Source organism: Winogradskyella wandonensis (genome assembly GCF_004346845.1).
Classification (GTDB): Bacteria; Bacteroidota; Bacteroidia; order Flavobacteriales; family Flavobacteriaceae; genus Winogradskyella; species Winogradskyella wandonensis.
Map to the genome: position 1 here is coordinate 127,331 of NZ_SMGI01000002.1, position 12,617 is coordinate 139,947.

Here is a 12,617-nt window from a genome sequence, read left to right on the forward strand (position 1 = left end):
TTGAATATAAAAAACTACATAAACGGCGAATTTGTAAAACCATCTTCAAATGAATGGATTGATAACTACAATCCATCGAATGGTGAAGTGTATGGACAAATCCCCAATTCATCAAGATCTGATGTAGAAAACGCATACACTGCTGCGAAATCTGCTTTTCCAAGTTGGTCACAAACTACTCTGGAAGAACGTAGTAGAATCCTAATCAAAATTTCAGAATTATTAGAAGCTAATCTAGACCGTTTTGCTGAAGCAGAAAGTAAAGACAATGGTAAACCCATTTCTTTGGCTAAGGCAGTAGATATCCCAAGAGCAGCAAGTAATTTCAGATTCTTTGGCAATGCCATAACTCAGTTTGCAAGTGAAAGTCACGAAAGCGTTGGGCAAAATGCTATCAATTATACCTTACGCCAACCCATTGGAGTTGTTGGTTGTATTTCACCATGGAATCTGCCGCTCTATTTATTTACATGGAAAATAGCTCCAGCCATTGCATCAGGCAATTGTGTGGTTGCCAAACCAAGTGAAGTCACACCGATGACAGCTTATCTTTTAGGAGAGATTTGTGACGAAGCTGGATTGCCAAAAGGCGTTTTAAACATCGTGCATGGTTTAGGTACAACAACCGGACAAGCCATCGTAGAACATCCAGACATAAAAGCTATTTCCTTTACTGGCGGAACAGCAACAGGCGCACATATCGCAAAAGTCGCTGCGCTACTGTTTAAAAAATTATCTTTAGAATTAGGCGGAAAAAACCCAAATATCATTTTTGACGATTGCGATTACGACGACATGCTCAATACCACGGTAAGGTCATCATTCGCCAATCAAGGGCAAATTTGTTTATGTGGCAGTCGTATTTTTGTAGAAGCGTCGATATATGAAAAATTTAAAGCCGATTTTGTCGAAAAAGTGAAGCAGCTTAAAGTTGGTCATCCGTCAGATTCAGATACTAATATTGGTGCTTTAGTTTCAAAACCGCATCTAGAAAAAGTAAAAACGTATATTGATGTCGCTAAAGAAGAAAACGGAACTGTTTTATGTGGCGGAAATGAAGTGACTGTAAATGGTTATGAAAATGGCTATTATTTAGAACCTACGGTAATCGAAGTCTCTAGTAATGAATGTCGCGTTAACCAAGAAGAAATTTTTGGTCCAGTCGTCACCATAATGCCTTTTAAAACAGAAGATGAAGTTTTAGAAATGGCTAACAAAGTGAAATACGGTTTATCAGCAACGCTTTGGACGAATGACCTAAAACGAACCATGCGGATGAGTAATCAATTACAAGCTGGTATTGTTTGGGTGAACACGTGGATGATGCGCGATTTAAGAACACCTTTTGGTGGTATAAAAGCCTCTGGTATTGGTAGAGAAGGTGGTTTTGAAGCGCTTCGTTTTTTTACAGAACCAAAAAACATATGTATTAAATATTAGATCAAATAATTATGAAAATTAGAATACTTACCCTAGCTCTTTGCATTACAACGACCTTTGCTTTTGCACAAGAGATGAAAACTTATACAAAAGATAATTTAACTATAGATTACGATGCAACATGGGAAATCAGCGAACAAAAAATGCAGCCAGCAGTTAAATTTATGATTCTTTCTGATGCGTCTTCTCAGATTTCGGATAGCTTCAGAGAAAATATTAATTTATCTTCAGAGTCGCTACAAGGTCAAAAGATGACGGCAACGGAGTATGCCAAAATATCCTTGGACCAGATTACTTCCCAAATTCCAACTGCCAAAATTATTTCTAATGAATCAAAAAAAATAAATGGTTTAGATGTACAAGAAATCATTTGGTCTGCTGATTTTGGCAATAATATGATTTTAAAATTTAAACAAGTAGCATTTGTCAGAGGTGGCGAGGGTTATGTTTTTACCTTTACCAGTACAACTGCCGAATTCGACAAGTATGTAGAATCAGCTGATAAAATGTTTAGCAGTTTCAAATTTGTCAATTAAATGAATTTAGAACTCAACAACAAATACGCGTTAGTATGTGGAAGCACCGCAGGCATAGGCAAAGCTACTGCTTCGGCTTTAGCCGAAGAAGGTGTTAATGTTACTTTGATTGCAAGAAATGAAGACAAACTCAAAGCCGTATTAGCCAACCTACCTCAGCATCGCAACCATAATTATATTGTTGCCGATTTTTCAAATCCTTCAGAATTAAAAGAAAAAATCGAAAGTTATATTTCGGAAAATCACGGCTTTAACATTCTAATTAATAACACAGGTGGACCATCAGGTGGGCCTATTTTTTCAGCAAAAATTGAAGAGTTTGAGTCTGCATTCACACAACATCTAAAATGCAATCATATTTTAGTTCAGGCTTTAGTACCTTTTATGAAAGAAGAAAACTACGGGCGAATTATAAATGTGATTTCTACATCTGTAAAACAACCTTTGGATGGTCTAGGTGTTAGTAACACCATTAGAGGTGCAGTTGCAAATTGGAGTAAAACCATGGCTAATGAGTTGGGTCAATTTGGAATCACTGTTAATAATGTTTTACCAGGCGCTACAGCTACCGAACGGTTATCACAGATTATTAAAAATAAATCTGAAAAATCAGGCAGTAGTATTGATGATGCCAAAGAAGCCATGCAAAACGCAATTCCTGCAAAGCGCTTTGCTAAGCCAGAAGAAACAGCTTATGCCATAACGTTTTTAGCAAGCGCGAGAGCAGCATACATTAATGGAATAAATCTTCCTGTTGATGGAGGACGAACAAAATCTCTATAGCCCACCTTAATCCTCCTAAAGGGAGGAATTATTGCGCAAAAAAAGTGCTATATTTATCTAATTCTGTAATAAAAATTAACTCTTATTCCCAAAAAGAGTTTTTCCCTTTAGGGGAAATTAAAAGGGGCCTTTATTATGAGTAAATTATATCCACCAATTAATTTTAAAGCTTGGATTGAAGAAAACAGACATTTACTAAAACCGCCAGTAGGTAATAAGGTTGTTTGGAAAGATGGTGATTATATTGTTATGGTCGTTGGAGGACCAAATAGCCGTAAAGATTATCATTATAATGAGACACCTGAATTTTTCTATCAAATTGAAGGCGATATTGTTCTAAAAGTTATTGATAAAGGAACGCCCAAAGATATCCATATTAAAGAGGGCGATATTTTCTTATTACCACCAAAAGTACCACATTCACCTCAACGTGGCGCCAACACAGTAGGCTTGGTCATTGAATATCCTAGGGAAAAAGGAGTAAAAGATGCCCTTTTATGGTTTTGTGAAAACTGTACAACAAAACTTTACGAAGAAGATTTTACACTAGATAATATAGAAACCGATATGCCAAAAATATTTGACAAATATTATGGCGACTCTGATAAACGCACATGCCCAAATTGCAATGCAATAATGCAACCTCCAAAAAAAGTAAAAAGCCCATCTTAATCTTCCCAAAGGGAAGAAACTCAAACGTACTATGATTTCAGAAAACAAAAATAATCCTTCCCCTTTGGGGAAGTTAGATGGGGCTCGAAAACTTAGAATAAACGGGCACTCTCACCTACTTCCTTATCCCGAGGAAATTCCTCAGTTTATGAAAGACAAAGGTATTTTCTGGGTAGATAAAGACCGAAAATTCATGCTACAAAAGGATTGGAATCGTCCAATTACAGATTCCAGTTTCTTCTTAGACGAGAAATTGGCGTGGATGGAGCATTTTAAAATTGACCATGCTGTTGTACTTAATCTGTCGCAACTTTATGGTAATGGTCTGCGCCTTGAAGAAATGAAGCAAGCCTTGCGTTTTCAAAATGATTTTAATGCAAGAATTCAGCATGAGAACCCTAGTAAATTCACCACTGGTTTTGTGGTACATCCTGGATTTGTTCGTGGTGCCTGTTGGGAAATTGAACGTTGTGTAGAAGTTTTAGGCATGCGTTTACTATGTTTACCAACACACTACATGGACACTATTGGCACTTGGCGTTGCATATTTGACGAAGAAAATGAGCCAATTTTCGAATTAGCGAATAAGTATAATTTAGCCATCGAAATCCATCCTTATGATGGCGAAAAATTTATAAAACTAGAAAATACCTCTTGGCGTTTTCACCTTATTTGGATGTTAGCCCAATGTGCAGATGCTTATCATTTTTTAACCTTAAATGGGTATTATGCAAAATACCCTAATATGCGTATTTGCTTTGCGCACGGCGGTCAGCTCGCTCAGATTAACTTAGGGAGACGTATCCAAGGATTTGATGGTCGTCCAGATTTATTCGAAGGAAAAATACATCCTCGGAAAGCAGTGGGACACAAAAATATATTTTTTGATACACTAGTTCATGACACGGGCTCTTTGGAGTTATTGATAAAAAATCAAGGGTCTAAACAAGTTTTAATGGGGCTAGATGACCCTTATCCTTTGGGCGAAATGGAGAGTACTCAGCAATCCTCATATCCAGGTAAAATTTTAGATTTAGCCATGGAGCGTAATATTATTAACGAAGATGAGCGCGATGCCATTTGGGAAGACAACGTTATTCAATGGCTTTGTGGTGATGACCAAAAGGCCAAAGACCAATTAGTAAAACGAATTTTGAGTTAAACAGAATTTTCTATATTTATCGAAACTAATCAATTTATATAATTATGAAAAAAATCGGTATTTACGCTATTCTTATTGGTTTAGCTTTAATTATTTTACCTTATTTCGGTTTAACATTAAGACTCTTTGGTATGATTGACGAGCTTGGAGAAACTCCTGCCTGGGCCATTAAAATAGGCTTGGTAGTTATCGGCGCTGTTTTATTCTTTGTTGGAAGCTCTAAAGAAACCGAAGAAATCGCAAAGCAAAACACCGAATCTAAAGCTTAACTGTTATAGATGCATTTTTTACCTGAAAAATTAGATGCTTATATCGTTGTTCACTCTGAAGAAGAACCAGAATTACTGCAACAACTCACTAGAGAAACGTATCAAAAAATTTTACAGCCAATTATGCTCAGCGGACCGTATCAGGGACGCGTTTTAAGCATGATTTCTAAATTAATTAATCCTAGCTCTATATTAGAGCTAGGAACTTTTACAGGCTACTCTACCCTTTGCTTGGCAGAAGGCTTACAAAAAGATGGAACAATACATACTATTGATATTAATGAGGAACTAGAAGATTTTCAACGAAAGTATTTTGATAAGTCTGGATATGGACATCAAATTATTCAACATATTGGTAATGCCATAGACATTATTCCACAACTAAATTCTACTTTTGATTTAGCCTTTATAGATGCCGATAAGCCTAACTATAGCAATTACTTTCATTTAATAATTGATAAAATGAGGCCTGGTGGAATAATTCTTTCCGATAACGTTCTCTGGCATGGAAAAGTAGTTGAAAAACTTAATCCCAAAGATGTATCCACGAAGGCTGTTTTGGATTATAATGCACTTCTAAAGAATGATTCACGGATTGAAACTGTGGTTCTGCCTATAAGAGATGGGCTAACGATTAGCAGAAAGTTATAAAGTTAAGAAAAGAATTACTTGTTACGCTTTACAGAACCTGCAAAATCTTCAACCTCATCACGTACTTTATTAAGCTCTTCATTGATACTTTGAGTCACTTCGGTATCGATTACGCCATTTTCTTGAGCACTTTTTGTGACCTCATGCTTAATGTCGTTTGTTGCATCTTTTAGCGCGCGCATACCTTTGCCTAATCCTCGAGCAATTTCAGGAATTTTATCTGCACCAAATACCATTACTACAATAAATAGTATAAAAATCACTTCGGTACCGCCGATAAATAATAATGTGGGTTGACTAAGCATAATGCAAATATATGGAGTTTACAATACAACTGTTATAGGGAATGTATTATTTATTTACAACAGACATCATAATAAAGCACTTTTACCTTTAAGTTTCAGGACAACTAAACATTTTTCAAGTTGTGAAAAATGAGTTTCACTAAAAAAGCCGACTAGTTAAAGTCGGCTTTAATATTTAGAAAAAGGTTATTTAGTTTTTAATCTTGTTTTTAAATTGGTCAAACTCACTTTCTTTAACCTCTTTTGGCCAAGCATTATTAGACGTATCTACATCTGCGGTTTCTAAATCAGGATCAACTTGTATAGACACAATTTCTTTATCACTTGCAACAGCTCTAGACACCTCTTTATCATTAAGTCTCCATATCTGCGCCGGGAAGGTTTCCCTTTTCTTAGTGCCATCTGCATAAGTGTACTCCACAATTATTGGCATTACCAATCCGCCTGGCTTCTCGTAAGTAACTTGATAGAAGTATTTTGGAGATTTCATTTCTTTTCGTTGCTCTGGCGTAAAATTATCCATTACAAATTCTTTTACCGTTGGCAAATCCGATATTTCACCAGCCTTTAGCGCTTCGTCGTAACCATCGTTTCCTTCTTCTACAAAGTACACAAGGTTACTAGGGTCTATATTATAACGTTCCGCAAGCTTCTTACCTTCTTCGGTAGGGTTTGTTGTAACCGCAAACTTCTTTACTTCTTTGATACCAATGTCGGTGTAATCTGTTGTGTAGAACCAACCTCTCCAGAACCAATCTAAATCTACTGCAGATGCATCTTCCATGGTACGGAAAAAATCTTCTGGCGTTGGATGTTTAAACTTCCATCGGTTTGCGTATTCTTTAAATGAATAGTCAAACAACTCGCGACCCATTATTGTCTCTCTTAAAATATTAAGTCCTGTAGCTGGTTTAGAGTAAGCATTAGAGCCAAACTGATAGGTATTTAGACCTTTGGTCATAATTGGCGCAATAAAATCTTGATTTCCGCCCATATATCTAACAATATTTTTTGCAGGTCCACGACGAGACGGATATTTTGTTTGCCCTGGAGATAACGCCGCAGGATACCACTCACCAAAATCTTGCTCTGCTACATACTGTACAAATGTGTTTAAACCTTCGTCCATCCATGTCCATTGACGTTCATCACTATTAACAATCATTGGAAACCAGTTATGACCAACCTCGTGGATAATTACACCCATCATACCAAATTTTACACGGTCAGAATATGTGCCGTCTTTATTTGGACGTCCAAAATTGTAGCAAATCATTGGATACTCCATACCCATCGGTGCATGTGCAGAAATAGCTTTGTGATAAGGATAATCGAAGGTCATACGAGAATAACTCTTTAATGTACTTGCCACAACCTTTGTAGACCAATCGCCCCAAAGTGGGTTTCCTTCTTTGGAGTATAAAGATACCGCCATGACATCTTTGGTATCTAACTTTACAGCCATCATATCCCATATAAATTTTCGTGATGTGGCAAAACCAAAATCACGAACCATTTGTGCAGATAATTTCCAAGTTTTCTTGTCTTTACTCTTAGACTTTTCTGCTTTTTCTGCCTCTTCTTGCGTGACAATTAAAACCGGCTCGTCGTAAGATTTCTGTGCCTTCTTATAGCGCTTCATCATCTCTTTTGAGAATACCTCTTCTCTATTAGTTAAATATCCTGTACCATCTAAAATATGATCGGCAGGTACGGTGATATTTACATCGAAATTACCAAAAGGTAGTGCGAACTCATCTCTTCCCCAGAATTGAGAATTTTGCCAACCTTCAACATCATTATAAACAGCCATACGTGGATAGAACTGGGCCATTACGTAGATTCTATTATCGTTTTCCTCGAAATACTCGTAACCCGAACGACCGCCATCTTTAACGTGGTCATTAATGTTATACCACCACTTAATGTTAAAAGAGAATTTATCTCCTGTTTTCATGGCTTTTGGTAGCTCTACGCGCATCATGGTTCGATTAATCATGTGAGGTAATGGCTTACCATTAGTATCTGACACTTCTTGGATATTAAACCCACCATCGAAACGCTCCTGTAAATAAGTTGTAGCTAATCTTGAAGGTGTTGTAGCTGGACCAATACCACTACTATTAATTAGTGGTGTTTTGGAGTCTCTAGCTCTCATATTTTGGTCTAATTGAACCCATAAATATTTAAGCTCGTCTGGTGAGTTGTTTGTGTAGGTTATTGTTTCGTAGCCATACAGTCTTGCCTTGTCATCATCTAATTCGATGTCCATTTTATAATCGGCCTGCTGCTGATAATACGCTGGTCCTGGTGCTCCAGAACCTGTACGGAACATATTAGGCGTGGCAAATTCATCATATAACTGTTTGAATTTGTTTTGATTAGTGTGTCCTTGTTGTTTTTCTTTCTTTTCAGCATCTTGAGCAAATGCACCTGCTGAAACAAATAAAAGTCCAAGTAAGACGTGTTTAAAAATCTTCATAATAAAGGTTTGGTGTTTTAAAAATGATGCCTAAAGTAGCAAAATTGACGATATTTTAACAGAAATTAGTCAAAGTTTAACACGGCTTTGTTATTCTCTGAAATGAGAATAAAACTCTTATCTCTACCGTTAATCTTTGTTCGAAGAATATTCTGTTGTTCTGGGTAGACATCAAAAAGGACTTCGTTTTTCACTTCTAGCGTTTTAATGGTCTCTACATTTTCAATTTCTAAGTAGCAATAGACAATGTCGTCTCTGTATTCTTTTCCGATAAAGTTGAAATCTCTATCTGAGGTATTAATCTTAATGTCTAATTTGAATTTTAAGTATTTTTCTATGTAGGTATCTACCATTTTAGATTCATTAGCTATAGCCAAAGTTATAGATTCGTCATAACGTTGTCTTATCAGCTTTTCGAAATCATCAATGAAGATTTGACTAATAATTTGAAGGGATTTTTGTTTTTTAACGTACTCCATCTTAGTAACACTAACATAGTATTCATGCTTCTGGGTGGAAGAACTTAATACGAAAAATAGCAATATAAGGGAGATGTATTTTAATTTTTTCATTTTATAATTTTAATGTCATCTTACATTGGCAAAGCCCATGCCAATTTAATTTTTAACTGAATTTAAATTTAGTTGATATGCTGCTAATTTTTTCTTTAAAAATGGTATGGTTTCAGACGGATTATTACGCTCACAAATTGCCTTAAACGATTCATCATCCATACAAAAGTAGAAATAATCTGTTTTCTGAGTTTCGGTGAATTCTATCTTTCCGAATAAGGATTCTGAATAAAAGTCTTTCATGCGTTTCATACATTTATCTTTTTCGCTCAACTCTACTTGCTCTTTAAGGCGCTTTGTGCGACCACTAATCCGATTTAACAATTTGTGAAAATTAACTCCAAGTCCAGTGTATATAGGACCTCCTCCGTCCGCATCTGCTAATTTGCGCTCTTCGATAGTTTTTGGCTTTCCTGTATAACCAGGAATACCCAAATCATAAAACTTAACTTCTTCTTTAAGCTCCACATTACCAATATCAGAGCCAATATTACCTGTTAGTACTTTACCTACCGTAACCTCGTCTAACTGGTTAATCTTCTCTTCTAAAAGAACCAACAAATTATTGTTATCTATAAGACTATAATTAACTATTACTTCTTTTATTTGATATTTTAAGCCAGAAAATACAAGTGTATCATTTGCTTTGGCCAAAATTTCGAAACTTCCATCAATATCGGTTACAGTATATTTTGCCGAGGTTCTATTTAAGATATGTATACCTTCTACATCATCTTTAGCACTGACCGACCCTTTTAATGGTCTCAGTTGTGCATTAAGGTAAAAATAACTATTAAAAAGTATGAGAATAAGAAGAACCCTTTTCACTTTTGACGCAATAAAAATAATTGGCTTTCTTTTTCTAGGAACTCTATTAAATACATCTCGTTTTTAAGTTCTAAAAGTAATTTATCGTAGCCTCTGTCTTCTAAATAAACTAAAAAAGATTCTGTTAAGTCTAAAGGAATATTAAACGTCGTTTCTAAAAATTTTGGCGTGTATCTTTTTGCTATAGGACTTTGTTTAGCTTCTAGCTTTTCAATTTCTGTTTTAGGTTTATTCTTTTTCTTTACTAATAAACCAAATAGATTTACAAAATTTATTCCGTTTCTAAATCGATTTTCATCAAGCAAAGGGTCGTCTATTTTTGTCTTGTTATCTGCAGAGAATTTATAGTCATCGAAATCTTCTTCACCTTTGTAAACTTCTGCCATATCCACATTATATGTTCTTACGGCTTCGACATCTACATTAAGATTACCCGATAAATCGTAGGGCAAAACAATGACCTCATCTAGTTTATTAACTTCTTCTACAAGTCTTACAGATACTTGTCTGGACTTAATTATTCTATCGTCAATCCTAATCGTAAAATCTTTAAATTGTAAAGCGCCAAAGGCTATAATATCGTTCTCAGCGACTAATATTTTAAAAGTGCCGTTCTCATCGGTTATTGTACCCTTATTAGAGCTTTGGTTATAAACGGTTATACCTTCTTTGTCCTCGATATCTACATTTATACGTCCATTAATTTCTACACGCTCAATATCTTGTCCATACCCAAAAGAAAAAGTAAAAATTAGGATAATTGACTTAAAAAGGGTTTTCATCTTTTGGTAGTTAGTACCGTAAAAATCGTTTTTGAAATCTTAAAAACGTAATAAGTTACTGGTAAAGTTTTGTTAATTCAATTTAACTGTTAGTCCTTATCTGTTGATTCTTTCTCTAAAAACTCTATGCTTTTTTTGTTTAGTAATTCTAGAAATTCTAGCTCTCTACCGTAATTAAGCAGGCTAAAATCAAAATCCTTTCGCTCTACATATCTAATAAATTCTTCTACTCTATGCTTTGGAATCCCGAAATTGTCCGATAAAAACTCTGACCCAAAATAATACTTAATAGCTTCTACTGGCACTTCTGGCACACCTACTTTGTCTTTATCTTCAACCTCCGAACGAAATAAAGGTAATAATAGTTGGTCTACGACATTTACTAGATTTAACCCATTGACTAACGGCTTATTTTGGGATGTAGCATTGGTTAAATTAATATTGTTTCTAATAAACTCCGAACGGCTTTCGTTAAGCTGTGGCTCTTGTTTAACCGCAAAATAAATGGCATCCATTTTTGGCGTAAACGTTGGTACAGCTTCAAGGTCTGTAACAAGATTTCCTGTTACTTTTTTATTGCTTAATACAATTTCGTCTAGCTGATTAATTTCTTGGATTAGGAATACATTTAATCGTCTAGATGCAATCATCGCTTCATTAATAACAATATTAAAATCTTGATATTGCAATGCCCTAACTTGAAGCACATCTCCTACTTTAATATTTATAGAAAAATTACCTTGGGCATCACTGATGGTACCTTGACCAGATGTTTTGTTAAAAATAGTAATCCCTTCAAGGTCGTCACCTTCTACAATAATTTGTCCTTTAATTTCTACTCTTATTAATTGAGCTGATGCCGATAAGGATAAGAAGAGAAGTATTAGTTGTAGTGTTTTTTTCATAATCATAATTTTAGTTTAAGATAAGTTATAACTAGGACAATTCATATTATAAAAACTTATTTTTGCGTTAAATAATTTAATACATATCGTCTTGAAATCTGCACTTATAGCTAGTACATCTACAATTCATGGTAGTGATTACCTTGAGTATCTAATGGACACATTAAAAACTCATTTTAGCCATACAGAAGAGATTCTATTTATTCCTTATGCTCGACCAAGCGGTATTTCTTATGATAACTATACAAGTCTAGTTAAGACGGCATTCTCGAAAATTGATAAGACTGTTTCTGGACTCCACGCGTATGACAATCCGGTTGATGCAATTAACAATGCCAAAGGTATTTTTACTGGTGGCGGAAATACTTTTGTTCTGGTTAATCAGCTTTATAAAAACAACGTACTACTGCCGCTTAAAGCAGTAATTGAAAGTGGGACACCTTATCTTGGAACTAGCGCAGGCAGTAATATCTGTGGATTAACAATGAACACAACTAACGATATGCCAATAGTTTATCCTCCGAGCTTCAAAACTTTAGGTATTGTGCCTTTTAACATAAACCCACATTATTTAGACCCAATCGAAGGAAGTACCCATATGGGAGAAACTAGAGAAACGAGAATAAAAGAATTTCATAAATTTAATACACAACCAGTTATTGGACTACGTGAAGGAAGTTGGATTGAAGTTAAAGGCAAATCTATAATTCTTAGGGGACAATTAAACGCTAGAATCTTCTTTTACAATAAGGCGCCTTATGAAATTAAACCTAATACAGACTTGAGCTTTCTGAAATAATTAAAGGTGCCTAAAAAAATGGTAGCCCCAAATCTCCATACCTTCATTGTAATAAAATTTATGCGAAGGGTAATTATTAACGTAGGTATTTAATTCTAAGGAGTTACACCCTTTAGATTTACAATAATCAGTAATCCACTTCATAAACTGTTTCCCCAATCCTTGGCTTCTGTAATCTTCATAAATATAAACATGGTCTAATTCTACAGATTTACCTGCGTAGTGTCTTGTACAAAACCAAAGTCCTGTAACGCCTATAATTTTGTCATCGTCGTAAATTACAGCACATTCATAGTTCTGCTTTACCATCTCATTAAATCTTTCATTTAATACAGCTTTAGAAATACGCTCTTGATTTAATTTAAAAACTAGAGGAATAACATCAGATATCTTTTCACTAGAAATTATTTGAAATGTAAAATTCATAATCA

Annotated in this window: 15 protein-coding genes; 8 read left to right on the forward strand and 7 right to left on the reverse strand. The window is 35.1% G+C overall.

Features of this window, described 5'->3' with window-relative positions; all coding sequences use genetic code 11:
- The 7 genes from DFQ05_RS05390 (at position 1) to DFQ05_RS05420 (ending at position 5,513) form a co-directional block, all read left to right on the forward strand.
- The gene (locus DFQ05_RS05390) at positions 1 to 1,440 is read left to right on the forward strand and encodes an aldehyde dehydrogenase (RefSeq protein WP_132704382.1); all 1,440 of its coding nucleotides are present in this window, start codon (positions 1 to 3) and stop codon (positions 1,438 to 1,440) included.
- 11 nt (positions 1,441 to 1,451) lie between these two features.
- On the forward strand, positions 1,452 to 1,976 hold the full coding sequence (locus tag DFQ05_RS05395) for a hypothetical protein (RefSeq protein WP_132704384.1): 525 nt from the start codon (positions 1,452 to 1,454) through the stop codon (positions 1,974 to 1,976).
- Entirely contained in the window at positions 1,977 to 2,759 is a 783-nt protein-coding gene (locus DFQ05_RS05400) for an SDR family oxidoreductase (protein ID WP_132704386.1), read from the forward strand.
- 135 nt (positions 2,760 to 2,894) lie between these two features.
- Positions 2,895 to 3,431 carry a 3-hydroxyanthranilate 3,4-dioxygenase gene (locus tag DFQ05_RS05405; RefSeq protein ID WP_132704388.1) on the forward strand — a complete coding sequence of 179 codons (537 nt, stop codon included), beginning with the start codon at positions 2,895 to 2,897 and terminating at the stop codon, positions 3,429 to 3,431.
- Between the two features lie 31 nt (positions 3,432 to 3,462).
- Positions 3,463 to 4,593: an amidohydrolase family protein gene (locus tag DFQ05_RS05410; protein WP_132704389.1), complete on the forward strand. Its 1,131-nt coding sequence runs from the start codon at positions 3,463 to 3,465 to the stop codon at positions 4,591 to 4,593.
- A gap of 44 nt (positions 4,594 to 4,637) precedes the next feature.
- Entirely contained in the window at positions 4,638 to 4,862 is a 225-nt protein-coding gene (locus DFQ05_RS05415; RefSeq protein WP_132704390.1) for a hypothetical protein, read from the forward strand.
- A 9-nt stretch (positions 4,863 to 4,871) separates the two neighbouring features.
- Positions 4,872 to 5,513, forward strand: coding sequence for an O-methyltransferase (locus tag DFQ05_RS05420; RefSeq protein ID WP_132704391.1), 642 nt, complete (start codon positions 4,872 to 4,874; stop codon positions 5,511 to 5,513).
- A 14-nt stretch (positions 5,514 to 5,527) separates the two neighbouring features.
- Here DFQ05_RS05420 and DFQ05_RS05425 read toward each other — a convergent pair whose 3' ends face one another.
- From DFQ05_RS05425 to DFQ05_RS05450, 6 genes are all read right to left on the reverse strand, one after another.
- Entirely contained in the window at positions 5,528 to 5,818 is a 291-nt protein-coding gene (locus DFQ05_RS05425) for a Sec-independent protein translocase subunit TatA/TatB (protein ID WP_132704392.1), read from the reverse strand.
- 190 nt (positions 5,819 to 6,008) lie between these two features.
- Positions 6,009 to 8,300 (reverse strand): M1 family metallopeptidase, encoded by a 2,292-nt coding sequence (locus DFQ05_RS05430; RefSeq protein WP_132704393.1) that lies wholly within the window; start codon positions 8,298 to 8,300, stop codon positions 6,009 to 6,011.
- 65 nt (positions 8,301 to 8,365) lie between these two features.
- The gene (locus DFQ05_RS05435) at positions 8,366 to 8,872 is read right to left on the reverse strand and encodes a DUF6702 family protein (RefSeq protein WP_132704394.1); all 507 of its coding nucleotides are present in this window, start codon (positions 8,870 to 8,872) and stop codon (positions 8,366 to 8,368) included.
- Between the two features lie 45 nt (positions 8,873 to 8,917).
- Positions 8,918 to 9,700, reverse strand: a complete 783-nt coding sequence (locus tag DFQ05_RS05440; protein WP_158281894.1) for a carboxypeptidase-like regulatory domain-containing protein — start codon at positions 9,698 to 9,700, stop codon at positions 8,918 to 8,920.
- Positions 9,697 to 10,482 (reverse strand): carboxypeptidase-like regulatory domain-containing protein, encoded by a 786-nt coding sequence (locus DFQ05_RS05445; RefSeq protein WP_132704396.1) that lies wholly within the window; start codon positions 10,480 to 10,482, stop codon positions 9,697 to 9,699. Before DFQ05_RS05445 ends, DFQ05_RS05440 begins: the two co-directional genes overlap by 4 nt.
- A gap of 89 nt (positions 10,483 to 10,571) precedes the next feature.
- Positions 10,572 to 11,387 (reverse strand): Imm42 family immunity protein, encoded by an 816-nt coding sequence (locus DFQ05_RS05450; protein WP_132704397.1) that lies wholly within the window; start codon positions 11,385 to 11,387, stop codon positions 10,572 to 10,574.
- A 91-nt stretch (positions 11,388 to 11,478) separates the two neighbouring features.
- On the opposite strand from DFQ05_RS05450, the gene pepE reads away from it, so the two are divergent.
- Positions 11,479 to 12,186, forward strand: a complete 708-nt coding sequence (gene pepE, locus DFQ05_RS05455; RefSeq protein WP_241974217.1) for a dipeptidase PepE — start codon at positions 11,479 to 11,481, stop codon at positions 12,184 to 12,186.
- Here pepE and DFQ05_RS05460 read toward each other — a convergent pair whose 3' ends face one another.
- Positions 12,187 to 12,612: a GNAT family N-acetyltransferase gene (locus DFQ05_RS05460; protein WP_132704399.1), complete on the reverse strand. Its 426-nt coding sequence runs from the start codon at positions 12,610 to 12,612 to the stop codon at positions 12,187 to 12,189.
- Positions 12,613 to 12,617 lie beyond the last annotated feature (5 nt).

Coding starts and splice junctions, on each gene's coding strand:
- DFQ05_RS05395 (WP_132704384.1), top strand. CDS start 1,452: ATGAAAATTAGAATACTTACCCTAGCTCTTTGCATTACAACGACCTTT.
- DFQ05_RS05400 (WP_132704386.1), top strand. CDS start 1,977: ATGAATTTAGAACTCAACAACAAATACGCGTTAGTATGTGGAAGCACC.
- DFQ05_RS05405 (WP_132704388.1), top strand. CDS start 2,895: ATGAGTAAATTATATCCACCAATTAATTTTAAAGCTTGGATTGAAGAA.
- DFQ05_RS05410 (WP_132704389.1), top strand. CDS start 3,463: ATGATTTCAGAAAACAAAAATAATCCTTCCCCTTTGGGGAAGTTAGAT.
- DFQ05_RS05415 (WP_132704390.1), top strand. CDS start 4,638: ATGAAAAAAATCGGTATTTACGCTATTCTTATTGGTTTAGCTTTAATT.
- DFQ05_RS05420 (WP_132704391.1), top strand. CDS start 4,872: ATGCATTTTTTACCTGAAAAATTAGATGCTTATATCGTTGTTCACTCT.
- DFQ05_RS05425 (WP_132704392.1), bottom strand. CDS start 5,818: ATGCTTAGTCAACCCACATTATTATTTATCGGCGGTACCGAAGTGATT.
- DFQ05_RS05430 (WP_132704393.1), bottom strand. CDS start 8,300: ATGAAGATTTTTAAACACGTCTTACTTGGACTTTTATTTGTTTCAGCA.
- DFQ05_RS05435 (WP_132704394.1), bottom strand. CDS start 8,872: ATGAAAAAATTAAAATACATCTCCCTTATATTGCTATTTTTCGTATTA.
- DFQ05_RS05445 (WP_132704396.1), bottom strand. CDS start 10,482: ATGAAAACCCTTTTTAAGTCAATTATCCTAATTTTTACTTTTTCTTTT.
- DFQ05_RS05450 (WP_132704397.1), bottom strand. CDS start 11,387: ATGAAAAAAACACTACAACTAATACTTCTCTTCTTATCCTTATCGGCA.
- DFQ05_RS05460 (WP_132704399.1), bottom strand. CDS start 12,612: ATGAATTTTACATTTCAAATAATTTCTAGTGAAAAGATATCTGATGTT.